This is a genomic window from Leptolyngbya sp. ST-U4, assembly GCF_039962215.1.
Lineage (GTDB): Bacteria > Cyanobacteriota > Cyanobacteriia > Elainellales > Elainellaceae > Leptolyngbya_A.
Window position 1 is genome coordinate 1 of the sequence record NZ_JAMPKZ010000013.1, and the last position, 25,456, is coordinate 25,456.

Consider the following 25,456-nt stretch of genomic DNA (forward strand, 5'->3'; position numbering starts at 1 on the left):
ACGGCATTAATTGCTTTGCGACGCAGGTCGTCACCATAAGGGGAAGGCATAGGCACTTCTAGACGCTGGTTTTCCCCTAGCCTAGCGTTCTAACCTAATCGCGTAAAGCTATACAACCCAGCTTCAGAGCGTTAAAGCAAAGACGCAAAATTAAGGAAACGCTGAATTACTTCAGACAACCACCCCAACTCTGCGTCTCTGATTTTTGTGAATCGTACTTTTAGCTTGCAGTCTCACTCAGTACTGCTGAGGGAGCCATCAGCTTGAGAATGCGATCGGCAATCTGGGGTGAAGTCAGACCTAGATCGGTGAGGGATTCATCCGGTGTAGCATGGTCTACCAGCATATCGGGAACACCCAGGCGCGTCACGGGAACCATGACCTCGTGGTCGAGCAGCGATTCAGCAACCGCAGAGCCAAAGCCGCCCATAATGCAGCCTTCTTCCAGGGTTACGACGTGCTTCATTTGACGGGCGATCGGCACAATCAGTTCGGTATCGAGCGGTTTAGCAAATCGGGCGTTGATGACCGTGGCTTCGATGCCGTGTTCACCCAAAATTTCCGCCGCCTGCATTGCCGGGTAGACCATCGAGCCGTAGCCCAGCAGCAGCACATCGTCCCCGGTTCGCAGAATTTCTGCTTTACCAATCGGCAGCGATTCCCAGCCTTCCTCCATTAGAGGCACGCCAAAGCCATTGCCGCGTGGATAGCGCATTGCGATCGGACCGTCAGTGTACTCCACGCCCGTCACAATCATCCGCTGAAGCTCGGCTTCGTCTTTGGGAGCCATCAGCACCATGTTGGGGATGCAGCGCAGGTAGGCAATGTCATACATTCCCTGGTGGGTGGGACCATCTGCCCCGACCACGCCCGATCGATCCAGGCAGAAAAAGACGGGCAGATTTTGGATGCAGACATCGTGGATGATCTGATCGTAGGCGCGTTGCAGGAACGTGGAGTAGATTGCCACGACCGGACGCATTCCTTCACAAGCCATCCCCGCTGCCAGAGTAACGGCGTGCTGCTCGGCAATGCCCACATCAACGTATTGCTTCGGCAATTTTTGCTGGAGTTTGTCCAGCCCGGTTCCGGTTGCCATCGCTGCGGTAATGCCAACAATGCGCGGGTTGTTCTGCGCCAGCGTAGTGAGCGTATGGGCAAACACCTTCGAGTAGCTAGGCGGTTTTGGTTTGCTGGCGGGGTGGGGTTTTCCGGTTGCCAGGTTAAAGGGCGTTTGGGCATGGTAGCCGACCTGATCTTGCTCGGCGATCGCATAACCCTTCCCTTTCGTCGTTGCGACATGAACCAGAACGGGACCGCCGTGCTGATGCGCCAGCTCAAACGTGGTAATTAGCTCTTCCAGGTTATGACCGTCGATCGGTCCCATGTAGGTAAAGCCCAGTTCCTCGAACACTGCGCCCACTTTGGAAACCGCCAGCCGCTTCATACCTTCCTTCAGGCGAGACAGTTCCGGTTTGAAGGAACCGCTAAACGGCAGATGCTTGAACTGCTCCTCCAGGTTGTCCGTAAGGAACTGCATCGGCGGGCTGAGCCGCATTTTGTTGAGATAGCGCGAAATCGCTCCCACGTTGGGCGAGATCGACATCTCGTTGTCGTTTAAGACCACCAGCAGATTCGTCTTCGGCAGATGTCCGGCATGGTTGATTGCCTCCAGAGCCATACCGCCCGTCAGCGCACCGTCGCCAATCACCGCTGCCACTTTGTAGTTGTCGCCCTGCATATCCCGCGCCAAAGCCATTCCCAATGCTGCCGAAATGCTGGTCGAAGCGTGACCTGCGCCAAAGTGGTCGAACTGATTTTCGCTGCGCTTCAGATAGCCCGCCACGCCGTTTTTTTGCCGCAGCGTATGAAACTCGTTGTAGCGACCTGTGATCAGCTTGTGAGGATACGCTTGATGCCCCACATCCCAGAGCACCTTGTCGCGATCGAGATCCAGTGTTTGATATAGTCCGATTGTCAGCTCGACGACTCCCAGCCCCGGCCCCAAGTGTCCCCCACTGGTTGCCACGGTTTCCAGGTGCTTTTCGCGAATCTGTCGAGCGATTTGCTTAAGCTGATGAATCGATAAACCATGCAACTGGTTGGGGTGGGTAAGTTCGCTCAGATGCATATCAAGTGAATACCTTCCAGGCTATAAAATGGGCTATTGAATATTGTCACTCTAATCCGAATCGGGACCCGGTTTCGCAATTCTCATCCTGCCAAGTAGGAATTCTTAAAATGGCAAAGCTGCCATGACTTGCAGCCAGCGTCCTGATCGCGGATGCTGAATTTGCAATGTCCTGGCGTGGAGGAGAAGCCGTTCGTCCCCATCATTCCTACCATAGAGCCTATCGCCCATAATTGGCAGATCTAGCCCAATCGCCAGGTGTACCCTTAACTGATGAGTTCGCCCGGTCAGGGGAAGCAGTTCGACCCGCGTTTGATCATTGGATCGCTCCATAACGCGAAACTGAGTCAAACTCGGCTTGCCCCGCTCCCAGTTCACTTTTTGGTAGGGTCGATCGTCGGGGTCGCTCCATAGCGGTAAATCGATCGTCCCTTCCGTCTGAGTCAGCACCCCGTCCAGAATCGCTTCGTATGTCTTCTGCACCCGTCGCTGCTCGAACTGCAAACTCAACGCCCGATAACTCTCCCGATCCTTCGCCAGGAGCAAGACCCCGGATGTATCCTGGTCTAGCCGATGCACTGCCCACAGTTTCCCCCCATCCCCCCCTCTCGCGATCAATTGGGTTAGTACACTATCTTGTCGATCGCCATACCGTCCGGGAACGGAGAGTAGCCCCGCGGGTTTGTCGATCGCAATGAGATACTCGTCTTCGTAGAGGATGGTTAGAGGGTGTTGGAGGAGTGGGAGAGATCCTGCATTGCCCCCTAAATTCCCCAGAATTGGGGGACTTTGAGCTGTGAGAACAGTCTTTTGCAAAAGGAATGCCTGCGGCTCGGTTTCTCCCAAGGTTGAGGAACTAGGGGGGCGAATCCCTGGTTGAACTGACTGTGACAACCCTGACAGCAAAAATCCCATGATCGGCTGACATCGCTCTGCACAGGCTCCGTAGAACTGTCCCTGCACTTTGTCGCCATCGGCAGAGGGTTCGCCCCACCAGAATTCGGCTAGGGCGATCGGCTTTAGGTCATGGGTCGCGGCATAATGCAGCAGTTTGGGAGCGCAGCAGTCTCCGGTTCCGGTGGGAAGATAGCCCTGGGACATCAGGGAGTTGAGTGAAACGGTTTTCCCGGCGAAGTTGGTCAAATAATATGCGGTGTAGAGCTGGGCTTGCAGGTTGCGCGATCGATCTTTGCGCTGTCGTTTGAGTTCTGCAATTCGGGCATCGGCGCGGTCGATGATTTGCTTCAACGGCTGAAGCTCTGCGTCGCGCTGCTGTTTTAGATAGTGGCGATCGCTTTTGTCGCGGCGGCTTTCGTTATCCAGCGTTTCAAGTGCCTGGGCTAATTCGTTATCTGCAAGAGTCGCTTGCAAAATTTCACGCTTTGATTGTCTTGCCTGCTTGCGCTGCTGCTGTTCTGTGGTGAGGTTTGCGAATCGCTGCTGCCAGATTTGCGATCGATCCTGGTACTCCTGCCGCTCCGGGATTTCTTGCAGGGCGATTAACGCTTGCTTGATTGCCTGAAGCTGTGACAGCGTTTCTGCTTCACGAAATGCCACTGAATCGCGTCCCGGAATTGGGGGAACCCAACCTGCGATCGTGCTTTTGCCATTGAGCAATCCTGAGAAAGCTTTCAGAACTGCCCTTTCTCCAGTTGGCGTTTCCACCAGCAGCACGCCGTACATTTTGCCTGCTTGATGTTCGGACTGGCTCAACTGCTGCATTAGTCCTTGGGCGATCGACTCTACCCATTCCGTTCGCGGAAGCTGCAATAACTTTCCCGTACGGGGACAGTGCCCCCTGTACCAATAGGACGGCGAGCGATCGTCTGATAAATCGGTGAAGTGGGTCAATGAGCCGATCGGATGAAGCATTGTGGAGAGGAAATTTGAGAAGTGGTTAGTCAGTGCTGGAGCTTTTGGAGATCCCCCCTACTACTTTTGTTTAAAGAATTTATTTAAGTTTTTTATTTAAGAAGGGGAACTTCAAGGCTAGCTTCTAATCTCATCCCTCATTCTCTCGATCGCCTCTACATAGTCTGGCGTTAACTCATCTGCAATCCGGCAGGCTTCCCGATCGACCGCTAATAAATCATTACCCCAAATTACCTTGCCGATTGGAACGGCACTGCCACGATCGGGCTGCCAATCAACGCTGATAAATTTCTCGTTTGCATCGACCACTGCTCCGTCGAACAAGTGACCGATTGTGAAATAAACGTCCTGCAACACAAGGGGCACGGAGGGGCGATGCAACTGTCCGCGTGAATGGGGACTTCGGGCTTTGTAGCGATCGCGGGGAAATAGCCCGTACAGATTTTTGAGCGACGCAGAGATGAGCGGCTCTTCTTTCAGAACTGTTCGCTTCAGCGCACCCACACTAATCCGACAGTTTACTTCTTGCAGCAGGGTGGGAGCCAGCATTGAGGGAAATCGGGCAGGGTGAGGAGATTGATTGGGGTATTCCTGCATCGGCAGCGTATCGGCATCAATGAGCTGCATTCCCTGATCCATCACGTCATACAGTCCATTGCGACTGGCAATCTCACCAAGGGAAACGGGGGAACAAACGCCTTCCACAATCAAAATTTCTGCATTGGGGCTTGCCTGCCGCAATCCGCGCAGCACTGTACTCAGTACCCCCATACTTACTGTGACTGGCGGCTTTTTGGGATATCCCAGGTTTGGCTTCACGAGGATTCGGCAAGCGTTCTGCGCCGTAGCAGGCGGTTGGTAAACAAAATGGGTTATCTCTGCAACCTGGACAGACCCTTCAGAAGCGATCATGCTGAACTCAAGAAATTGCACTCAAAAACGCATAAAAAAACAAGCTGCGGCGATCGCAGCCCGTCCTAGAATAGCGCAAACAGAATTACAGCTAGCAGCAGAACTCGCTTTCTAACAAACGCAAGAGCGCGTTCTCAGATCAAATCGGAAGCCTGCGGGCAGGATGTGCAACTTAATCCCACCCAGAGCGAGCGGCTCATCCTTCAGCAGTTCGTTAACGTTGTTGAGGGTTGCTTCGGACTCATCAACGATCGTGACCGAGCTTTCGCCAACCACTTCAACGATATGACCATCTACAATAATGGCAGTATTTTCATCGATGCCAAAGCCGATCGTTGCAGGCTCCAGAGCCAAAGCAGTTAACAGGCGGCCTAGGCGACCTCGCTGAGCAAAGTGCTGATCGATTACCACATTGGGCAAAAAGCCCATGCCGCGATCGATTTCAACCGTATCGGGACGAGGATTGGTTTCAGATTCGCCCACCACAATCATCTTGTCGGGCATCATGGCAGCACCCGCACTGGTTCCGGCAACCACCGCTCCCCCAGCCAGCCGTTTGTGCAGCAGATCATCGAGTTCGGTGTCTTTGATAATTTCTAGAATGCGAGCCTGGTCGCCGCCTGTGAAAAAGATTCCGGTGGCATTTTCAACCGCCGACAGCACATCGCGATCGCTGGAATCTTCGCGCCGACTCGTATCGACTGCCCGCACATCTTCCACGCCGAGCCGTCTGAAGACTTCTGTATAGCGATCGCCCACTTCTCTAGGAGAACCCGTTGCAACCGTCATAATCGCAATGCGAGCCTGCAATCCCCCAGCACGACGGACAAATTCTCGGAGAATCTTGCAGTCACCGTCCTTATCTTCTGCACCACCAATAATAATCAGAGCCCCATGCGTTTCCGGCAGTTCTACACTGTCCGCCCCGGACGTAAACGGCTTTTCTGTGCTCTCTACCATACTGCCATCCAAAAGGAATTTTTCTAATTTGATTGTTGTTATCGTCGCACGACGAGAAAATAAGCCAGAACCTCCTTTTGGTAGACCTTGATACAGAACCGTTCTGTACTAAGGCGGATCGTCAACGATCGGCTTTTACTTATTTTTGTCCGTAAAAATACTATTTTTCCTGTCAGTGAAATTTTCAGTTCCAGTAATTTCTACATTTCTAATCCATAGAATTACTCTGTACTACTTACGTATGTTTCTAATTTATGAAAAAGGGTTCATCTCAATTTCAGGATCTTGTAAAGCCCGTCAACGGTTGTCAAGAAATCTCTAAATCAAGGGAATAATCCAAAGAGTTCGACTTGTTGATTGAACCATTTGTACAAGTCTCTTTTCTTTGTATCAAATCTAGTTAGCTGCGATTGCTGGAGGTGGCTGGCGTCAAATTGCTGTGAGATCAAGTACGGACTTGGAGCTTTCCTGAAAGGTGGGTAAAGTTCTCTCCATTCCCCCAATTCATCCGCTATTTAATTGCACTAACTACTAACAATTCAAGGTTTTATTTGTGAGGTGCTGATGCCATTATATTCTCTTTTAAAAGTAGTCCACCCGCTTTATTTCAGGTAGAGCCACGGTTGATTAATTTGTTGTTGAATCTCAAAAGAAGCGGATTGCTCTGATTTTTTGTTTTCCTTCGTTTTGCTCAAAGTGCAGATGCTTCTCTTGCTCTGCTTAATACCCTGTCTAACCATCCAAGGCAGGATAGCTTTGCAGACAAACCTGTAGCTTTCTGACAACTGATTTGATCAAGTTCTCCAACCTTTCTTGCCTTTACGCTCAGGAATTACAATGACTTCTCCTAACGGACAAACTGGTACCGAAAATCCTGTTGATAGTCTCAGTATGAACAGCTTCAGTACGCCTGCCTTAGGTAACAAAGCCCCCGTTCTCAGCTTTGGTAGCCAGTACACCCAGCAAATAGGCAGCCAAAATCCCGTGAGCGGCATTAACGTCGGCAGCTTCAGTAGTCCAACCTTTGCTGACCTCAGTGGCGATGGCAAGCTGGATGCGATCGTGGGAGAAGTCAGCGGCACACTCAGGTACTACCTCAATACGGGCACGGCAACTGAACCCGCTTTTACAGAGCAAACAGGCAGCAGTAATCCTTTTAATGGCATTGATCTAAACTTCTACAGTAGACCAACCCTTGCCGACCTCAGTGGCGATGGCAAGCTGGATGCGATCGTGGGAGAAGTCAGCGGCACACTCAGGTATTACCTCAATACGGGCACGGCAACTGAACCCGCTTTTACAGAGCAAACAGGCAGCAGTAATCCTTTTAATGGTATCAATGTAGGCAGTTTCAGCAGCCCCAGCTTCGCCGACCTCGATGGTGATGGCAAGCTAGATGCAGTCGTGGGAGAAATCAACGGCACACTCAGGTACTACAAGAATACAAGCACCGACATTGCCCTGACCTTTGCAGAGCAAACAGGCAGCAGTAATCCTTTTAATGGCATCAATGTAGGCGGCTTCAGTAGTCCAACCTTTGCTGACCTTGATGGCGATGGCAGGCTGGACGCGATCGTGGGGGGAGAAGACGGCACGCTCAAGTACTACAAGAATACAAGCACCGACATTGCCCTGACCTTTGCGGAGCAAACAGGCAGCAAAAATCCTATCAGCAGTATTGATGTGGGCGGCTACAGCAGTCCCAGCCTTGTTGATCTGAACCAGGATGGCAAACTTGACGCGATCGTCGGAGAAGCGAACGGCACACTCAAGTACTACGAGTTCATTACCACGACCACGGCTCCCGCCCTCGCCTATCAAGAACAGTCTGCCGCCGCGCTCATTGATCCTAATCTCACCGTTACTGATGTTGACTCAGCAGACTTTAACGGCGGTAGCCTCACCATTGGCATTAACAGCATCACCAGCAGCGATCGATTGTTGATTAGTGCCGATGCCGACTTTACCCTAGACGGATTTAACCTGTCTTACCAGGGAAGTCTGCTTGGCTCTATCAGCGGTGGCGATGGCAGCAATTTAGTGATTAACTTCAGCAGCAGCGCTACCCCAGAAGTCGTCACTGCCCTGCTACGTCGCGTTAGCTATACCAGCACTGCGAATGATCCGCCTGCTTCACGCACGGTCAGCTTTGTTCTCACCGAAGCTGATGGCACTGCCAGTGAGCCCCTGATCAAGACGATCAATATTACTGGGGTGAATGATGCCCCCATCTTCACAAAAGGTCAGGATATTGTCATTAATGCAGATGCGCCTGCTCAATCGATCGACTGGGCAACCAACATCAGCGCGATTGAGGCAGGACAAACGCTCACCTTTGTGGTGACAACTGATAACGATGCACTGTTTGCGACAAAACCTGCGATCGATCCTGCAACGGGCAAGCTCACCTATACGCTGGCAGGTGCGGTCGTTGGCGTTGCCAATATCACCGTCACTTTGAAAGATAACGGGGGGACAGCGAACGGAGGCGTAGACGCAACACAAGAAACCTTCACGCTCACGGTCAATCCAGGCAACCAGGCTCCCTCTGCCGTGACGCTGACCAATACCACCACCTCGATCGCCGAGAACGCCAGCACCAGCACCCGCATTAAAGTCGCGGATATTGGCATCACCGATGACGGTTTGGGAACCAACACTTTGAGCTTGAGCGGTGCGGATGCCAGTTTGTTTGAGATTGAGAGCAATGTTCTCTACCTGAAGGCAAACACCGTTCTCGATTACGAAGCCAGGAACAGCTACAGCGTTACGGTGAATGCGGATGACTCTGCGCTGGGCGCGACCCCCGATGCCAGTCAGACTTTCACGCTGAACGTCACCAATGTGAACGAAGCTCCCACTGCCGTCACGTTCACCGATACCACGACCTCGATCGCAGACAGCACGGATACCACCACTCGCACCAAGGTTGCAGAGATTAATGCCAGCGATGACGGCTTGGGAACCAACACTTTAAGCCTGAGCGGAACCGACGCGAGTTCGTTTGAGATTGACGGCAGCACCCTGTATCTCAAAGCCAACACGGTTCTGAATCAGGAAACCAAGGGCAACTACAGTGTAACGGTCAATGTCGATGACCCTGCCCTCGGCGCTACGCCTGACGCATCTCAGGTTTTCACGCTCACCGTTACGAGTGCTAACAAAGCTCCTGGCTTAAAGCTAACGAATATTGCAACCACGATCGCCGAGAATACAGACACCAGTACCCGCGTCAAAGTCGCCGATATTAGCATCATTGATGATGGAAAAGGCACCAATACCCTGTTCCTCACTGAGGAAGATGCCGACTTATTTGAGATTGACAACAACGCCCTTTATCTAAAGGCAGGAACAGTAGTTAATTACGAGCAGGAAGATCTGTATGACGTAGTCGTCAATGTGAAAGATGAAGCGATCGGCTCTGCCCCGTCTGCCAGCTACGCTCTGACGCTTACGATCACTGATGTCAACGAAGCTCCCACTGCCCTTAACTTCTTCAACCCCGTTTCTACGATCGCCGAGAATGCCAACACCACCACTCGTCTCAAAATGGCTAACATCACGGTCACGGACGATGGGTTGGGCGGGGAAACTTTTTCTCTTGCTGGGGCAGATGCAAACCTGTTTGAAATCGAAAACAGTGTTCTCTACTTGAAAGCGGGAACAGCCATTGATTACGAAACCAAATCCAGCTACAGCGTCACAGTGGAAGTCGATGACCCGACGGTGGGAGGCAAACCCGATGTGAGTCAGACGTTTAACTTGCGCGTCAGTGATGTCAAAGAAGCATCCGATCCGGTACAGCAGCCCTCGGTGTCCCCATCTTCGCCGGGTTCGCCAGGTTCGCCTACTTCCCAATCGCCTACTCCCCAATCGCCTACTTCCCAGCCGCCTCAGCCTTTCACTTTTATTGCCTCTTTGCCGTTCAACCTCAAGCGCAATAATCCGATCGCCGGAGTGGTATATCGCATTACCAAAGAGGGCACTCCTGATCGCGACAGCTATGAAGGCGACAGTGAGAATGATGCCCTATGGGGACTCGACAACGCCGATCGATTGTTGGGTAAAGATGGACATGACTTTCTATCGGGTGGCAACGACAAAGATTACATTGAGGGCGGCGCAGGCAATGACCTGATCTTCGGTGGATTGGGTAATGATTTCCTGGTCGGCGGAGATGGTGACGACATCATGCTGGGCAGGATGGGCAAAGACAGGATTACAGGCGGCAGCGGTAAGGATATGTTTGTTTTTGCGAAGCCAGCAGAGCGACCCGATCGAATTACAGACTTTGAAAAAGGCGATCAAATTGTTGTGCTCGGTCGCAGCTTTAAGGGTGGCCTAAAGGCAGGAACGTTGAATGCAAAGCACTTCCACATGGGGCCAAAAGCATTTGGCGCAGACGATCGCTTTATTTATAACCGGAGGACAGGCGTTCTCGCGTTTGATGCAGACGGCACGGGTAGCCGTAAAGCAATCGTGTTTGCCCAGCTTGAAGGAAGCCCTAACCTGACAAGCCAGAGTATTTTAATCGTCTAATTGCAAGACTCGCGATCGGCTAAAAACGGAGTGCAGAGGTAAAAATCCCAATCTGGGGATGAAGCCCTGCACTCGCTTTGTATATCTCTTGTATCTCTCTGTGTATCGCCTTTCTGCGTATATCGCCTTATTGATACATTGCCTTGGCTATTGCGTTGGCTATTGCGCTCCCGATCAAGCCGATCGATCGAGTTTGGCTTGGAGTTCTGCTTTAATGCGGCTCAAGATTGAGGCTTCATCCAGGGAAGACAAGATTTCAGTAACCACGGCTTTTGGACTTTCTGATCCCCAGGTTGCGCCATTTGCTAGATAAGTTTTTGCCACCTGACCGATCGCATAGGACGATACGCCTGCTACGCCTGCCTGCGTGATTGCTACAGACACATAGGGCGCAAGCGAAAGCCCCCCGGTTGCCGGAGCCGCCGCGCCCAGCAAGCTCTTTAAAGAACCTAGCCCCAGGGTTAGCAACAGCTCACTTGCTGTAATACCGCCCATACTCAGCGCAATTTTTTGCAGTAGCCCGATCGCCGCCTGCTGAGTCATGGGAATGCCGTAAAGCTGCGATAGGATTACGATTAAGGTCACGTCGATCGCTGCCCCGCCGACCAGATCCAGCATCGTCACCGGATTTAGTGCAACTGCCATTGCTTTTGCCATGACACAATTCCAGATCGCTTCGTTTGCACTCCGATCGCGGATTTCGAGCTTGCGCTGCACGATTTGCTCGTTCACGTTGTCAGTAAACAGCATCGTGTTGAGTGCGACCAGCGATTTGCCTTCCCGATTCAGAATTTCGAGAATCTTTAGCTTGACCTGATCCACCTGCGGCAACCCACGGCTAAGGTGAGGAACCAGCTTTCCGTCCGATCGCTTCACGGCTCTGGCAACGAGGGGGGCAGCCGATGCCATCACAATCTCGTCCGGCGACAGCAGTTCTTTCACCCGCTCATCGCGAATCTTTTCGTAGATAGCAAGGCGATCGGCTTGGGGATACTGATCCATTTTGTTCAGCACTAGTAAAATTGGCTTACTCGCCTGCCGCAGTGCCGACAACGCCTCAAATTCTACCCGTGTCATATCGCCTGCGACGACAAACAAAATCAAATCTGCCTGCTCTGCTAGCTGCCGCGCCAATTGTTCGCGGGTTTCGCCGTTAACCTCATCAATTCCCGGTGTGTCGATCAGCTCGACCTGCACCTGACCCGTCCCCCGCAGCGACACTTTCCACAATTCCTGATCACTGCCCGGAAGTGCCTGCCGTTCGGCTTGCCAGGGTGTAGTTTGCCATTCTGCCGATTGAACCGTTTGCGTTACGCCATGAATCGCCCCCGTCTCAAAAATTTCCTGCCCCAGCAAAGCATTCAGCAGCGAAGACTTGCCCCGCCCCACCATGCCAAACACCGCAATCTGCACGACCTGGCGATCGAGCTTATCTCGCAAAGTCTCCAAGCTGTTCAGCTCCCCTTCTAATTCCGATCGCTCTCTCGCAGTCAGCTTCATCCGCTGCACCAGATCGCGCAACACGTCCTGCGCCTGTCGATAGTGCAAATCGGCTTGCAGGTTGCTAAAACTGGCGATCGTTTCTTCGAGCTGGCGCTGCAAAGCTGTTCCCTCCTGGAGGGAATTGAGGTCGGGAAAATTGGGGTTGGGGGTGGTGTCGTCGGTCATAAGCTCCTCTCTTTCGCATTATGACACCTGAAAATTGATCGGAGTTTGGTGAGTTGAGATCCCCTACCATCTCCCTTTAAAAGCGATGGTGTATCTGCCAGTGGTCTGTTTGAAGTTGCGCTTGGGTAGCCCCCTAAATCCCCCAAGATTGGGGGACTTTGAGCTTGATTTCTGACAGGGATGCTAGAGGAAAATGCGTTGAGCGGTGGGTAGATACCAGCGTTTGTAGAGCCGGATCACTTCGCCCGATCGAACCTGAACGATCGCGCCTAAGGAGGCACTGTTTGGCATTGACGCATTCTCGGGCACAGGAATCGGCGGACTCCAGGCGTAGCTGTCACAAAAGCCTCTGCGCTCTAGCTCAATCACGCACTGATCCACGCCCGCAGGCTTGCCAATCAGCGCAATTTTGACTGCTTCTCGATCGCATCGGTCACGCAAGGTTTGACCGATCGCAGATTGCGGTTCGGTAGGATAAGTCATATTCAAGATCTCCGAGGGTATAAGAACCCTAGAGATAAGAGCTGAATACTGTTAAACAAGACTGACAAACCAGAACTTATAATCGTTCTAGCCTTTCAGACTGCTGGCTCAGTCCGGGAGGTTAGCTGGCTTTGAGTGGTGCAAACACTCTTAGTCAGCGATCGATCTCTTTGTGAGTGTGAGTCGATCGGACTCCCTCAGTCCATCTCTAGGTAAGTACTGGCTAGCCTGTTGCAATGAAGGTAGCCACTTTTCAACGTATCAGAGTCTTTCGCTGGAAGCAATACTGATGTTTAGCGAAGCTCCTCGTAGATTTCAACGATGAGGTTGTCGATAAGCTCACGTTTGAGTATCTGTACGGATGTTGTACTGTCAGTCTTTACAAGCAGTACATAAAGCTTGTGTGATTTTCCTGATAAATCATCAATAACCGAATGAATTATCCCATTGGGCTAGGCACACTGGAAGCAGGCATGATGGCAACCCCCACATTATGAGCATGACAACCACCAGTCTTCAATCCGCCCTACAAAGCCTTCCTGATAATTCTATAGAAGCGATTGTTGATCAACATTTTTCAAGCCAGTTGCTTGAGGCATTAGGATTTCAATCCCAGGAAATTTATCCCCAGTATCCTGATGGCAATGGAAACAAGGTTGATAAAGCAGCACGAAAAACTATTGGAGACGATATTTTTTTATCCACCAAATCTAATCCTTATCTTCTTTTAGAGTTAAAGGGAAGGGATGTAAATCTGTCTAGTGATTCCGCACAATATCGAAGCACTGTTAAGCAACTGAAGCAGTATCTCCTTGCTCCCAACTGCCACCAGACCGCACAGTGGGGAATTATTACTAACTCTTGTCATATTCAGCTATTTCGCAAGCATGGAAAGGTGATTTATCCTGCAACTCAATGTCTCTCCCTAAATAGGGAAAATATTGACGAAATTGTTGCTACGATGCGGGCAAGAATTGAAAGCCCAGCAAAGGCTTTGACGATCGCGGTCTATAATAACAAGGGAGGAGTAGGAAAAACAACAACAACAGTTAACCTAGCAGCCATCTTAGCTTTTCTAGGAAAGAAGGTTCTCACAATTGACTTTGACCCAAATCAGCAGGATTTAACAAGTTCGTTGGGACTTCCTTTAAGCAATGGTGCTGTTTTCGAGGCTCTTACGGAGCGAGGCGTAGAAATTCAAAGTACTCTACATCCTTACAAGTTTCCTTTAAAGAAGGTTAAGTCAGAACTTAGATTTGATGTAATTCCAGCCGATTCAACAATGGTGGATGTATCTGAAGAGGAACTTCGGAGACGGCTAAAACACAACGCGTTACATCGAAAGCTAGAACTTGCAAGGCAGGAATATGATTATATCTTGATAGATTCACCACCTAACTGGCGAATATACAGCCAACTTGCTGTTTATGCGGCTGATGTAATTCTCATTCCTACAAAGCACAATAATCTTTTTTCCTTGGAAAACGCAGCAATTGCAATTAAGCAATTCTTTCCCGAGGTGCAGAATAAGAAAGGTGATGGTACTCCTATTCCATTACCAATCTTCTTTAACGGTGAAAAGATTACGCCTCCGCAATTGGCAGTTGCTCAACAGGAAATTACCAATATTCTCAGGGCTGCTAAGAGGGATGGATTTGATTTATTACCTTACTTTTATCCAAGATACACCAACGCTAAGAAAGACCTCCACATTCCACAGGTGCCGAGCTATGCAAACATTGCAAGTGCTGCGTTCTCTCGCACGCCTGCGGTTTATCGCGATCGATCCGCTCATGAATATTACAAGAATCTAGCCAAGGAGTACTTCTTACAATGAGCAATCTCAATGATGTTGGAAATTTAATGCACTTGTACGTAGATGAAATTGAGATTGGTGAGGGAACTAATGCTCCAGAGTTTTTAATCAAAGCTTCTGCTCATCTGCTTAATCAAAAAGGCGGTAAAAACTGGGTTCCAGTCATTGTCAAGGAAACTGGTGAAGATAAGTATCAGGTAATCGGTAACTCATTCATTTATGCAGTTGCAGAAGAGGCTGGTTTAGAGCGTGTCTGGTGCATCATTGCCGATGATAGTAGTGAAACGGCTGAAGTCGTCAAAGTTCTTGCGGGTGAAGACATACCAAAGATTAACCTCTCGAAGGCATCTAGAGATGATATCAAGTCAGGGTTGGAATACCTGATTGAACAACCGGGAAGCGTTCTTAAAACCGTTAAACTTGCAGTAGCTACAAATCGCATTGATGAGGCTCCTCGCCAGTATTGGAAAACGTTAGACCCGATTATTAACTTAAAGTGTGGCATCACGAAGGGCAAAAAGCTCGACGCTCTAAAGGAGATATTCTATCTAACCCCTCAGCCGATGCCCGATACAATTGCCGATGCTGGCATTCTCAAAACAATGTCAACGGCAGACTTAAAGGCAATGGCGAAGAAACGAGGAATTGCTGGTATCAGCAAAATGAAAAAGGATGATCTTGTTGAGGCGTTGAGTACTCCCTTGAAATAGCCAGATATAAATACTGGAGTTTAGATTGCTTGCCCGATCGCCCCTGCAATCTCCTGAGCAGTTGCGCCTGTTACCAGAATTGCCCGATCGAGTTGAATCGATACTGAGGGAGTTCTCATAGAAATCCTGGAAATTACGCTGCGATCGCTCCAAATCCAAATAGGGCAAGTGAGCTCGGGCAAGAACTGATGCGACGCTCGGAGCCTTGAATCCTACAACAGCGATCGACGGCGAAGCGTTCATCAACAAACTTTTAGAGCAGTTCCAGTAAGCGAAGCAGGAATAGGAATAACGTACTAAACCTTAGCTACTTCCGGCTCAGGCGATGCAGGCTCAAACCTTAGCACCATAAGCTGCTCTGGACGTAAACCTAAGGACTCATAGGTTCTGCCGTCTCGATCGCTAAATTCCACTTCAAACGCTGCACCGTCGGCTAATGTCTCAACTACGGTTCCAACTTGCCCTCGCCACAAATTGTAATGAGGCAAATCGACGGTCAGGGCAACAACGTCAAGTAATTTCACTGTATTGTTTCCCACGCTGATTCCCTCCAATACCTACAAAGGATAGCAGGTTGTTAATTTTGGAACCTCTGAATCATGCTCAACGATCCAGCCACTCCGCAGAGTTGCACTTCTATTTTGCGGTCGAACTCCCCACCCATTCCTAATCGGACATTCCCCCTCGGCACAGGGTATTCGATCGCAGTATCCTAAAAGTACGGATGCTCTAGGTTTTTGGACAAACCTGAGCAGACCTAAGCGGATATTTGCCCCTATCCTCACCCCCGATCGCCTGTGACGACTACCAAACCCATCCCCCTCGTTAAAGATCCCGATCGTTTGGAAGCCCGCCTTAAAGAAATTCCCCCTGAGCCGGGGGTGTATTTTATGCGCGATGCGGACGATCGCATTATTTACATCGGCAAATCCAAGAAACTGCGGGCGCGGGTGCGTTCTTATTTCCGGGAGCATAGCGGCCACAACGAGCGGATTGCGCTGATGGTGCGGCAGGTGATGGATATTGAGTTTATCGTCACCGACACCGAAGCCGAAGCACTTGCGCTGGAAGCGAATCTAATCAAGCAGCACCAGCCTCACTTCAATGTGCTGCTGAAGGACGACAAGAAGTATCCCTATCTCTGCATTACCTGGTCAGAGGAATATCCCCGGATTTTTATTACGCGCAATCGGCGATCGGGCAAGGCGCAGGATCGCTACTACGGTCCTTATGTAGATGTTTATGCGCTCAGAAGTACCCTGCGATTGGTGAAGCGGATCTTTCCGCTGCGTCAGCGTCCTCAGCCGTTACACAAAGATCGAACCTGTCTCAACTTCGATATTGGTCGCTGTCTGGGCGTTTGTCAGAAGATGGTGGACACGGAAAACTATCGCAAGATGATGCAGCGGGTCGCAATGATCTTCCAGGGACGGACGACTGAACTCGAGGAAATTCTGACGCAGCATATGGAGAAGGCTGCCGAGGCGTTGAACTTCGAGCATGCCGCGCGGCTCCGGGACCAGATTCGCGGACTTGAGGCATTGACTGCTGATCAAAAGGTGGCACTGCCAGACGATACGGTCTCCAGAGATGCGATCGCGTTGATGGCAGACGACCACCATGCCTGCGTGCAGTTGTTCCAAATTCGGGCGGGTCGTTTGGTCGGTCGATTGGGATTTGTGGCAGATGCTCAGTCGGGGACACCGGGCGCGATTTTGCAGCGCGTTTTGGAAGAGCATTTCTCGACGGTTGATCCAGTGGAAATTCCTGCCGAGATTTTGACGCAGCATGAGCTACCGGAACAGGAGATGCTGTCTGAGTTTCTGTCCGATCGCCGGGGTCGCAAAGTCAATATCTATGTGCCGCAGCGACAGACCAAGGCAGACCTGATTGAGATGGTTGAGCGCAATGCTGGCTATGAGCTTGCCCGGACCCAGCGATTTGCCGATCGCAACAATCAGGCGATGCTTGATCTAGCGACGATTCTGGATTTGCCCGATCTGCCCCACCGCATCGAAGGCTACGATATTTCCCACATTCAGGGGTCGGATGCGGTCGCCTCCCAAGTGGTCTTTATCGATGGACTTCCCGGCAAGCAGCACTATCGTCACTACAAAATCAAGAATCCGACGGTGCGATCGGGTCACTCGGATGACTTTGCGAGCATGGCAGAAGTGATTCGGCGACGGTTCCGCAAGTATGCTCAAGACCCGAATATTAAGCGCGTCGGCAACCCCGATTTTCCCGATCTGGTGATGATCGATGGCGGGAAGGGTCAGCTCTCAGCCGTGGTAGAAGTGCTGCGGGACTTGAATTTGCTGGAAGATGTCAAGGTCGTCAGTTTGGCAAAGCAGCGGGAAGAGATTTTCCTGCCCGGTGAGTCGTTGCCACTGCAAACCGAAGCCGAACAGCCCGGAGTCCAGCTCCTTCGTCGTCTGCGAGATGAGGCACACCGATTTGCTGTCAGCTTCCATCGACAGCAGCGCAGCGATCGAATGCGGCGTTCCCGCTTAGATGAGATTCCTGGACTGGGACACCATCGCCAGAAAGAGCTGCTGGCACATTTTCGATCGATTGATTATTTGCGAGAAGCAAGCCCGAAGCAAATTTCAGAAGTACCGGGGATTGGTCCTAAGCTGGCGCAGCAAATCTACGACTACTTCCATCCTGAACTTCAGTCCGAGGAGGATCTGGAAGACGTGGTGGCATCACCAGGGAGCTGAGAAATCCCATGTTTCAGGCAACTCGGCGGCGGCTGGCACTCTGGTACACGGCGGTAACGGCGGTGCTGCTGCTGCTGTTTGCGATCGGTGTTTATGGGTATGTGCGAAATACCCTGGTTGAGCGGATCGATGACACCCTCAGTCATGTGGTCGAGGTCGTGCAGCGATCGCTCGTGATCGAACCTGTGAATCCTGACGATCTGCTGGCAAATCCGCGCCTCAAAATTAATCTAGAGGCCAGTTTTCGCAGCAATGCAGAGGCGATCGATGATGACCATATCGATCTGGAGTGGTTCAGCCCAACTGGGGAAGTGTTGTGGTCTACGTTTTCTGTGCCGCTCAACGTGCCTGTGCATCCTAGCAGCGGTGAAACGGTGCGCGTCCAGGACGATCAGCTTCTCCGGCAGGTAACGCAGCGCGTCCAGGTGGGGCGACAGGTGTTGGGCTATTTGCGGGTGAGCCATCCCTGGTTTGAGGTGACAAAGCCAACGCGACAGCTCATGGTGGATTTGAGCCTGTGGATGGTCGCAGGACTGATAGCAGTTGCGGGAATTGGCTGGCTGCTTTCAGGGTTGGCAATGGCTCCGGTGAAAGACTCTTATCAGCGACTGCGTCAATTTACGGCGGATGCGTCCCACGAGCTGCGAAACCCGATCGCCGTGATTCAAACGAATGTACAGGTTGCCCTGGCAGACCCCGATCCATCGCTTCAGCAAGATCAGCTTCAGGTGATCGAACGCCTGACGCGCCGCCTGGGACGACTGGTAGACGATCTTCTATTTTTGGCACGGCAGGATAGCAGCCTTGCTCCCCTGAAGTCCGACCCGATCGACCTGGACTACCTGCTGAAAGAAGTGATCGAAGAACAGCAGGCGATCGCCACTGACAAAAACCTTGCCCTCAGCTTTAATCCCCCAACTCACAAAGAAGGCTACCGAATGCAGGGCGATCGAGACCAAATCTCTCGTCTGTTCACCAATTTGATCGGCAATGCGCTTCAATACACTCCTGCGGACGGCAAAGTCGAAGTGACGCTGCAACGACTGAAACCAAACGGCATTCTCCAGGTGCAGGTCAAAGACACGGGCATTGGCATTCCGGCAGAGTCGCTGCCCCACTTATTCGATCGCTTTTATCGCGTTGATCCGGCTCGGAGTTCCAATAGCAGTAAACCTCCTGGAAAGACCACCGGATCAGGACTGGGATTGGCGATCGCCAAAGTTATTGTCGAAAATCATCATGGTCAAATCCAGGTCGAAAGCACGTTACATCAAGGCACGACTTTTACAGTGACGCTGCCGATGCGAACAGAAACACGAATTACGATTCCGGTATAACCCTGCGTTGAAGCGGACATTCGAGAGCTATTGGTAATGATGCAAGGGTTATTGACTTTGGATTGAACAGAAATTGCCATAAGTGCAAGACCTGTATTTCAAGTTGATGCTTAATGCTAACCGACTGTCTCCAAGGAATAACCCAACCGATCGCCTGGCGGTATAACAACTCAAATCGGCGGCGGCAATAATTCCAAATTTAGCGCGAGTAACTCTTGACCGTCCGCTGCATTTGAATAGTTAGGCTTCATTCTTTCTGATTAATGGCACCAAGTGCAGCATGTAATCTCGTTTTCCAATTGGCACACCGGCCATGCGAAGAATATCGTAAGCCGTGACCATATGGAAGTAAAAGTTTGGAATTAGAAATTCATTTATGTAGGCATTACCAGGCAACTCGATGTAAAGGCTCTGGCCCAAGTCAATGCGCGTCACCTCAGCTAGCTTTGCATCTTCAGCGTTAACACCCAAAAGAAGTTCCTTAGTGTTTGCTATATGCTCGTATGCCTGCGTGAGAGATATGACGTCTGGATCTAGATTATTTGCAGGTTTGCCATCACACCAAAGAGCAAAGTTACGTGGTTGATTACAGGTGAAAGCAATCTGTGTACCGAAGGGAAGCATATCAACCGCAATGCGTTTTTGAAGGAACGACTCGTCATCACAAAAGTGAGTCTGAGCTGACTTCAAGAGATGCTCAAGAGTTGCTAAGCGGCTTTGAAAGAGGTTTCGGATTAAATCTATATTCTGACTTTGCATTTTGTGCTTCCTTAATATTTATTCTATGAATTCTAGCTGTACTTAGAATAGACTGCAGCCTAACGGCAAATGCAGCGGTTGATAGGAACTTGGTAATACCGCCAGCTTGAACCAGCAGTCCGCTGCCATGACATGCTAGCTGGCTGCCACCACCCAAGTTCAAAAACAAGCCTCTACCGTACTACCATGACTAATCGCCCTCTTACATTAGCCTTCACCCATTACTTTCATGAATGTGCCTCAGTCTAAATTTTCTGAGAATCGACCGATAACAATTGATGAGCTATACCAATTTGAGACTTTAAATCTACGATTCTGGATTGCGGATGTCTTTCCAGATGGTTGCAGCATCAGAATTTGTAGCCAGCAAAAATTGAAATGCTATGAATGGTTGACATAAAAACCGTCCAGACGGTACAGTTAACTTATAGGCACTTCCACGCTTTTGGCAATCTAGCTCTTGATTGTTCAAGAGTGTAATGCATCTACGTTTCCTGCTACTTTCTTGGTCATTTCTATGGCTACTACCAAAAAGTCAAAATCTCGATCAGCTACTCGTGAAATACTTCTGCGAGCTGCCAGTCAAGTTGTAATTGACAAGGGTGTTGAGGCGTTAACGCTAGATGCTGTTGCACAACAAGCTGGAGTCAGTAAGGGAGGGCTACTCTATCATTTCCCTAACAAAGATGCGTTGATGGGAGGTATGGTTGAGCAACTGATTCAGGATTTTGAAACGGTGCTGCAAACTGAGTTTGACCAGGATGATGCACCAGGAACACCAGGACAGTGGGTGCGGGCATACATTCGAGCAACGCTACGCTTTAGCAAACAATCGCTAGCATTAATTGCCCGTCTTACTTCGATCGCGGCTGACTCGCCTAATCTATTTGAAGCTGCCAAAGCCTACGAACAGCAGTCGCGACAGCGGATTGAAACTAGTGGGATTGATCCCACAAAAGCAACGATTATTCTGTTGGCGACCGATGGTTTGTGGCTCTCAGAAGTGTTTCAGGTTGGCACTCTAGACGAACCTCGTCTCACTCAGGTTGTGGAAACGTTGCTTGCGATGACACGAATCGACCAATGAGTTAGCTAATTTTTTCAATCTGTTGATTCAACGCTGATGATTCCAGTTCATTCAGTCAATTTGTCCTGCAAATGTTTTGTGATTTACCACCTTAAATTGCATACTCATCATGCCGATTATTCAGTACATGACCAAAGCACTCACAACCTGGTCAGTTGGATTTTTTCCCTATTTTGAGGTTTACGCTGCAGTCGCAGCGGGGATGGCAATGAAACTGGATCCGGTTTCATCGGTGGTTTGGGGAGTATTGGGCAACTTTACGCCCATCCCTCTGCTGTTGTGGGGCTATAGCCGCCTGATGCGTGTTCCTCAATTACGCGCTTGGTTATTGCGGATGGAAAGACGGGGTGGACAAAGAGTAAAACACGCTTTCGATCGCTATGGAGCCTGGTTTCTGATTCTTATGACCCCAATTCTTGGCAGTTGGACGATCGCCGTTGTTAGCCCCATCATCGGTATCCATCCCAGGCGAATACTCCTATTTTCATTCATTGGCATCACTCTCTATGGCGTGGTTACGGCTGTGGCGATCGCTTCTGGTATGAGCTGGTTCATGCACCATTAAGCTCCAACTCCAACATTCAGTTTCTAACTTGTTTGTCACCTATCCGTCAGATCGCGAGAATCTGGCTCGGTTCAATCTGCAAATTGTTTGTTCATGTACAGGAAAATTGATCATGCAAGCCAATCAACCATCGATTACAACACCAATGACTGAACTGTTTGGCAATCCCTTTCCCTGGTATGCCAAAATGCGTCGTGAAGCGCCCGTGTTCTATGACGCAGAGCAGCAAAGCTGGATGGTATTTCGCTACGAAGATGTGAAACGAATATTTGCAGATTGGCAAACGTTTTCATCAAAAATCCCCCATCCACCAGAGCAAACCGATTTAACCCAAAGCCTGAACTACACCGACCCGCCCAAACATCAGTCGCTGCGATCGCTTGTTGGCAAAGTATTTACGGCTCGTCGGGTAGAAGAACTAGCACCGCGTATTACTCAAATTACCCATGAATTGATCGATAAAGTTCAGGGTCAAGAGCGGATAGACTTCATGCATGACTTGGCAATTCCACTGCCAATCATTGCGATCGCTGAAATCTTGGGTATTCCGATTGAAGATCGCGATGACTTTAAACAATGGTCAGATGGCATTGTCGTGTATGATACGAGCGCACTGAAAGCAATGGCTGACTACTTCCGGCATTTGCTAGATCAACGGCGACAGCATCCTGGCAAAGACTTAATCAGTGATTTAATTGCCGCTCACGAAACTGGTGAAGCGCTGACGGCTCAAGAACTGGTGGATTTCTGCATGGTGCTGCTAATAGCTGGCAATGAAACCACAACCAACTTGCTGGGGAATGCCATTCTTTGCTTTTACGAATATCCAGAAGCCTATGAGCGGTTGAAGCAGGAGCCTCAATTGCTGCCATTAGCGATCGAGGAAGTATTGCGCTATCGATCATCAATCCAGGGGATAGAACGGTTTACTAAAGTCGAAACCCAACTGGGAGGACAGACGATTCCGGCAGGACAAATGGTAATCGTTTGGATGGGGTCAGCCAATCGGGATGAGTCTCAGTTTGATCGCCCTGATGAATTTGTCGTCGATCGTGATCCTAATCCACATTTGGCTTTTGGTAATGGCATTCACTTTTGTTTGGGTGCGCCCCTAGCTCGTCTAGAAGGCAAAATCGTGCTGAGTACAATGCTAGAACGCCTGCCCAATCTACGCATGGATCCAAACGCCACGCTGGAATTTATTCCCTCAACGGGGGTGCATGGCGTTAAGTCCTTGCCTGTCCTGCTTTAACCATCAGAGGCTGAGCTATCTGATATATCGTTATCCTTGGTACAGATAGATGCGATCGCTCGGCAACCAATAAATGGGAGCGAGAACTTCTAAATGCTGCAAACGTTGTTAAGCCAGTAATCTGACAAAACACTCTGAGCGATTGTCAAAGAGTTACCAAGGCGATCGCTCATTGGATTACGAGTGCAAAGTTTTTGAACGAAGCCAGCTAACGGTTCTGGTCAGCGGTTGCTGGCACCTTGGCATCCAACTCAAGCGGCTTCGGTTAGTCCGCTGCCCCCGAATTGTTATACTGCGGTAATTTCTAAGTAATGACACGAAGATAATTGAATTAGATCAACGATTTCCCAAGAAAAAGTAGATGTTATCAAGCGTTAGAATCAGCTTTAGAGCAAACTCCTGAGTATATACATCGTCCTGCGCTACCCCGTGTGCAACAGAGTGCCTGCTCTCAGGTGCATAACCTGCCTGAACATCAAAATCTCTAAATACATAATCATTCAGGTAATCTAGAAACTTATCTGGAAAACACAAAGAACCTAGACTACTAAACTTATTTTTTCCTTGATTTGATATGTATTCTTTTAATTCTCTAAAATTTGGTTTTTTGCCGAAGTCTTGATGATAAGCAACTCTAATAATACCTTCCAATTCAGTCGCCAAAGTTTTAACAGCACTAATATAACCATCTTCTGTGTTGGTCAAATAACTGTTAATCCCAGCCTGAATAATTTTTCTATTTCTAGCGAAAAGAGAATTCTGCCACCAGTTTGATATGAGAGTTGATATTCTTTGCTCATTAAATGAATCTATCAACTCTTGTAATATGGAGGGATATTTTCCGCCTTCCTGATAGTAAAGTTGTACTTTTTCCATGCCGTTATTAATGATAGCTACGAAGGGAAACCAGCCATCCTCTACCATTTGCTTAAAATTACTGCTGTTCTCTAGAAACAAATATTCGCTAAGGTAAGCAAGCCTCCTATAACACGCCCCCATTTCATTTAAGGTTGAACGACCATTGAGATTTCCACTCAAATCAAAAAACAGACCAAAATGCCAGTTTTCGCGGAACAGCCAGACAATCCTGTCTCCGTCTTCTGGATTCAAATCAATTACAATATCTTGAAAGAAAACCGCAATTATATCCGCCAAATTGTTCTTAAAAACGGCTCGATATGGCTCAATAGGAGTCTTAGAAATTGCTGTCACACCAAAAGGAAATTTTTGGTAGACATAAGCTTTGTTATTAGGTTTAATAAGTACCAAAAGTGAGTTAAGAAATGAACCAGGATCTGTCCCAAGAATTGGAGACAGAAGTTGCGTTGCAAAGAGAGGAAAGTGTTCATCTAAAGAAGAAGTGAACATTTTCTGAATTACTTTTCCTTCTTTTCCTGGCAAGATTGTTTCAGCAGCAAGTCCAGCTAACTGAAAATCATCGATAATCTTAGGCTCATAAACTTCTTGCACCTGCACAACTTTATCTTCTGCCATAGTGACCTTCGTTTGCTGTATCCCTAAATAAATTCTTGGGAAACTAGAGTCTAACAGATCACCTTCAGGTAACTGCTCACACCAAGAACTCAGCAGTATAACTATTATTTAGGCTGAACTCGTTCGGGCTATCTACCCTGTAGAGGCAATTAGGCTGAGTGAATTCTGTCTAATCGCTCCAATTGGACATTAGCTCGACATAGTTTCCGCATAATCCCCCTGATTTCAGCCATTAGCCCGAATCCTGAGAGCGTTTCTTCGGTCTGTTTTGCCTTTTATTCTGCCTAAGATTCTAAAAACGCAATTAGCCTGAATCAAGGGTATTTCGATCGAATTACAGCCTAGACCAAAGCTATTTCTGATCAATCACGATTACCCCGAAGGGGAACTGCTTCGCATCGCCCCAAACATTAGTATTGCGATCGAAGAAAAACTCTGATAGCTTGAACGAGTGGCTCCTTCCATTGCAACAAGTGAGTCACTAACCCTTCCTAGAGATGGACTGAGGGAGTCGATCGACTCACACTCACAAAGAGTATCGATCGCTGACTAAGAGTGTTTGCACCACTCAAAGCCAGCTAACCTCCCGGACTGGTACGAGCAGTCTGAAAGGCTAGAACGATTATAAGTTCTGGCTTGTCAGTCTTGTTTAACAGTATTCAGCTCTTATCTCTAGGGTTCTTATACCCTCGGAGATCTTGAATATGACTTACCCTACCGAACCGCAATCTGCGATCGGTCAAACCTTGCGCGACCGATGCGATCGAGAAGCGGTCAAACTTGCGCTGATCGGCAAGCCTGCGGGCGTGGATCAGTGTGTGATTGAGCTAGAGCGCAGAGGCTTTTGTGACAGCTACGCCTGGAGTCCACCGATTCCTGTACCTGAGAATGCCGTGATCCAAAGCAGTTCTCCTCAGGGAGGAATTATTCAGTTCCACAAAGGTGAAGTGATCCGGCTCTACAAGCGCTGGTATCCCATCACCATCCAGACTATTCCCCTGTAGGAGCGATCGCTGCCGAATTACGGGATAACTACATCCCTGCCAAGAAACCTCCTCAACCCTCAAAGTCCCCCAGAATTGGGGGATTTAGGGGGCTGTCCAGCGTTGTCACGCGCAACCCTTCGTCCTCCAATTTTGCTTCGATCG

At 49.6% G+C, this 25,456-nt stretch carries 18 protein-coding genes; 9 read left to right on the forward strand and 9 right to left on the reverse strand.

Going from position 1 to position 25,456, the window contains the following annotated elements:
• Positions 1 to 220: 220 nt before the first annotated feature.
• The 4 genes from dxs to NDA02_RS17905 form a co-directional block, all read right to left on the reverse strand.
• Positions 221 to 2,131, reverse strand: a complete 1,911-nt coding sequence (dxs, locus tag NDA02_RS17890; RefSeq protein ID WP_190794651.1) for a 1-deoxy-D-xylulose-5-phosphate synthase — start codon at positions 2,129 to 2,131, stop codon at positions 221 to 223.
• 105 nt (positions 2,132 to 2,236) lie between these two features.
• On the reverse strand, positions 2,237 to 4,003 hold the full coding sequence (locus NDA02_RS17895) for an RluA family pseudouridine synthase (protein WP_190794652.1): 1,767 nt from the start codon (positions 4,001 to 4,003) through the stop codon (positions 2,237 to 2,239).
• A 117-nt stretch (positions 4,004 to 4,120) separates the two neighbouring features.
• Positions 4,121 to 4,915: a DUF362 domain-containing protein gene (locus tag NDA02_RS17900; protein WP_190793908.1), complete on the reverse strand. Its 795-nt coding sequence runs from the start codon at positions 4,913 to 4,915 to the stop codon at positions 4,121 to 4,123.
• A 111-nt stretch (positions 4,916 to 5,026) separates the two neighbouring features.
• Positions 5,027 to 5,875, reverse strand: coding sequence for a cyanophycinase (locus NDA02_RS17905; protein ID WP_190793909.1), 849 nt, complete (start codon positions 5,873 to 5,875; stop codon positions 5,027 to 5,029).
• An 837-nt stretch (positions 5,876 to 6,712) separates the two neighbouring features.
• Between NDA02_RS17905 and NDA02_RS17910 the strand changes: the two genes are divergently transcribed.
• Positions 6,713 to 10,414, forward strand: coding sequence for an FG-GAP-like repeat-containing protein (locus NDA02_RS17910; protein WP_348255585.1), 3,702 nt, complete (start codon positions 6,713 to 6,715; stop codon positions 10,412 to 10,414).
• Between the two features lie 174 nt (positions 10,415 to 10,588).
• Here NDA02_RS17910 and NDA02_RS17915 read toward each other — a convergent pair whose 3' ends face one another.
• Entirely contained in the window at positions 10,589 to 12,082 is a 1,494-nt protein-coding gene (locus NDA02_RS17915; protein WP_348255587.1) for a GTP-binding protein, read from the reverse strand.
• A gap of 183 nt (positions 12,083 to 12,265) precedes the next feature.
• Positions 12,266 to 12,565, reverse strand: a complete 300-nt coding sequence (locus tag NDA02_RS17920; RefSeq protein WP_190793912.1) for a hypothetical protein — start codon at positions 12,563 to 12,565, stop codon at positions 12,266 to 12,268.
• A gap of 493 nt (positions 12,566 to 13,058) precedes the next feature.
• Here NDA02_RS17920 and NDA02_RS17925 point away from each other — a divergent pair, with 493 nt between their 5' ends.
• Together NDA02_RS17925 and NDA02_RS17930 are read left to right on the forward strand one after the other, a co-directional pair.
• Positions 13,059 to 14,402, forward strand: coding sequence for an AAA family ATPase (locus NDA02_RS17925; protein ID WP_348248299.1), 1,344 nt, complete (start codon positions 13,059 to 13,061; stop codon positions 14,400 to 14,402).
• Entirely contained in the window at positions 14,399 to 15,091 is a 693-nt protein-coding gene (locus NDA02_RS17930) for a Rho termination factor N-terminal domain-containing protein (protein ID WP_348248300.1), read from the forward strand. Before NDA02_RS17925 ends, NDA02_RS17930 begins: the two co-directional genes overlap by 4 nt.
• A 296-nt stretch (positions 15,092 to 15,387) precedes the next feature.
• Here NDA02_RS17930 and NDA02_RS17935 read toward each other — a convergent pair whose 3' ends face one another.
• Entirely contained in the window at positions 15,388 to 15,630 is a 243-nt protein-coding gene (locus NDA02_RS17935; RefSeq protein WP_348255589.1) for a DUF4926 domain-containing protein, read from the reverse strand.
• Positions 15,631 to 15,888: 258 nt separating this feature from the next.
• On the opposite strand from NDA02_RS17935, the gene uvrC reads away from it, so the two are divergent.
• Together uvrC and NDA02_RS17945 are read left to right on the forward strand one after the other, a co-directional pair.
• Positions 15,889 to 17,814, forward strand: coding sequence for an excinuclease ABC subunit UvrC (gene uvrC / locus NDA02_RS17940; protein WP_190793917.1), 1,926 nt, complete (start codon positions 15,889 to 15,891; stop codon positions 17,812 to 17,814).
• Positions 17,815 to 17,822: 8 nt separating this feature from the next.
• Positions 17,823 to 19,151 (forward strand): HAMP domain-containing sensor histidine kinase, encoded by a 1,329-nt coding sequence (locus tag NDA02_RS17945; protein ID WP_348255591.1) that lies wholly within the window; start codon positions 17,823 to 17,825, stop codon positions 19,149 to 19,151.
• Positions 19,152 to 19,391: 240 nt separating this feature from the next.
• Here NDA02_RS17945 and NDA02_RS17950 read toward each other — a convergent pair whose 3' ends face one another.
• Entirely contained in the window at positions 19,392 to 19,910 is a 519-nt protein-coding gene (locus NDA02_RS17950) for a DUF1993 domain-containing protein (RefSeq protein WP_190793915.1), read from the reverse strand.
• Between the two features lie 703 nt (positions 19,911 to 20,613).
• On the opposite strand from NDA02_RS17950, the gene NDA02_RS17955 reads away from it, so the two are divergent.
• The 3 genes from NDA02_RS17955 (at position 20,614) to NDA02_RS17965 (ending at position 22,814) form a co-directional block, all read left to right on the forward strand.
• Positions 20,614 to 20,997 (forward strand): hypothetical protein, encoded by a 384-nt coding sequence (locus tag NDA02_RS17955; RefSeq protein ID WP_242067529.1) that lies wholly within the window; start codon positions 20,614 to 20,616, stop codon positions 20,995 to 20,997.
• Between the two features lie 109 nt (positions 20,998 to 21,106).
• Complete coding sequence (locus tag NDA02_RS17960; protein WP_190793913.1) at positions 21,107 to 21,562, forward strand: small multi-drug export protein; 456 nt, start codon at positions 21,107 to 21,109, stop codon at positions 21,560 to 21,562.
• 112 nt (positions 21,563 to 21,674) lie between these two features.
• Positions 21,675 to 22,814 (forward strand): cytochrome P450, encoded by a 1,140-nt coding sequence (locus tag NDA02_RS17965; RefSeq protein WP_199296776.1) that lies wholly within the window; start codon positions 21,675 to 21,677, stop codon positions 22,812 to 22,814.
• A 336-nt stretch (positions 22,815 to 23,150) separates the two neighbouring features.
• On the opposite strand, the gene NDA02_RS17970 is transcribed toward NDA02_RS17965, so the two are convergent.
• Positions 23,151 to 24,308 (reverse strand): hypothetical protein, encoded by a 1,158-nt coding sequence (locus NDA02_RS17970; RefSeq protein ID WP_199296775.1) that lies wholly within the window; start codon positions 24,306 to 24,308, stop codon positions 23,151 to 23,153.
• A 704-nt stretch (positions 24,309 to 25,012) separates the two neighbouring features.
• Here NDA02_RS17970 and NDA02_RS17975 point away from each other — a divergent pair.
• Positions 25,013 to 25,312 carry a hypothetical protein gene (locus NDA02_RS17975; protein ID WP_190793709.1) on the forward strand — a complete coding sequence of 100 codons (300 nt, stop codon included), beginning with the start codon at positions 25,013 to 25,015 and terminating at the stop codon, positions 25,310 to 25,312.
• The last annotated feature ends 144 nt before the right edge of the window (positions 25,313 to 25,456 follow it).

What these genes read in the sequence shown, in the direction of transcription:
- NDA02_RS17910 (WP_348255585.1), top strand. Translation starts at nt 6,713, where the DNA reads ATGACTTCTCCTAACGGACAAACTGGTACCGAAAATCCTGTTGATAGT.
- NDA02_RS17915 (WP_348255587.1), bottom strand. Translation starts at nt 12,082, where the DNA reads ATGACCGACGACACCACCCCCAACCCCAATTTTCCCGACCTCAATTCC.
- NDA02_RS17970 (WP_199296775.1), bottom strand. Translation starts at nt 24,308, where the DNA reads ATGGCAGAAGATAAAGTTGTGCAGGTGCAAGAAGTTTATGAGCCTAAG.
- NDA02_RS17965 (WP_199296776.1), top strand. Translation starts at nt 21,675, where the DNA reads ATGCAAGCCAATCAACCATCGATTACAACACCAATGACTGAACTGTTT.
- NDA02_RS17960 (WP_190793913.1), top strand. Translation starts at nt 21,107, where the DNA reads ATGCCGATTATTCAGTACATGACCAAAGCACTCACAACCTGGTCAGTT.
- NDA02_RS17950 (WP_190793915.1), bottom strand. Translation starts at nt 19,910, where the DNA reads ATGCAAAGTCAGAATATAGATTTAATCCGAAACCTCTTTCAAAGCCGC.
- NDA02_RS17900 (WP_190793908.1), bottom strand. Translation starts at nt 4,915, where the DNA reads ATGATCGCTTCTGAAGGGTCTGTCCAGGTTGCAGAGATAACCCATTTT.
- NDA02_RS17920 (WP_190793912.1), bottom strand. Translation starts at nt 12,565, where the DNA reads ATGACTTATCCTACCGAACCGCAATCTGCGATCGGTCAAACCTTGCGT.
- NDA02_RS17895 (WP_190794652.1), bottom strand. Translation starts at nt 4,003, where the DNA reads ATGCTTCATCCGATCGGCTCATTGACCCACTTCACCGATTTATCAGAC.
- NDA02_RS17930 (WP_348248300.1), top strand. Translation starts at nt 14,399, where the DNA reads ATGAGCAATCTCAATGATGTTGGAAATTTAATGCACTTGTACGTAGAT.
- NDA02_RS17975 (WP_190793709.1), top strand. Translation starts at nt 25,013, where the DNA reads ATGACTTACCCTACCGAACCGCAATCTGCGATCGGTCAAACCTTGCGC.
- dxs (WP_190794651.1), bottom strand. Translation starts at nt 2,131, where the DNA reads ATGCATCTGAGCGAACTTACCCACCCCAACCAGTTGCATGGTTTATCG.
- NDA02_RS17955 (WP_242067529.1), top strand. Translation starts at nt 20,614, where the DNA reads ATGGTTGAGCAACTGATTCAGGATTTTGAAACGGTGCTGCAAACTGAG.
- NDA02_RS17945 (WP_348255591.1), top strand. Translation starts at nt 17,823, where the DNA reads ATGTTTCAGGCAACTCGGCGGCGGCTGGCACTCTGGTACACGGCGGTA.
- NDA02_RS17905 (WP_190793909.1), bottom strand. Translation starts at nt 5,875, where the DNA reads ATGGTAGAGAGCACAGAAAAGCCGTTTACGTCCGGGGCGGACAGTGTA.
- NDA02_RS17925 (WP_348248299.1), top strand. Translation starts at nt 13,059, where the DNA reads ATGAGCATGACAACCACCAGTCTTCAATCCGCCCTACAAAGCCTTCCT.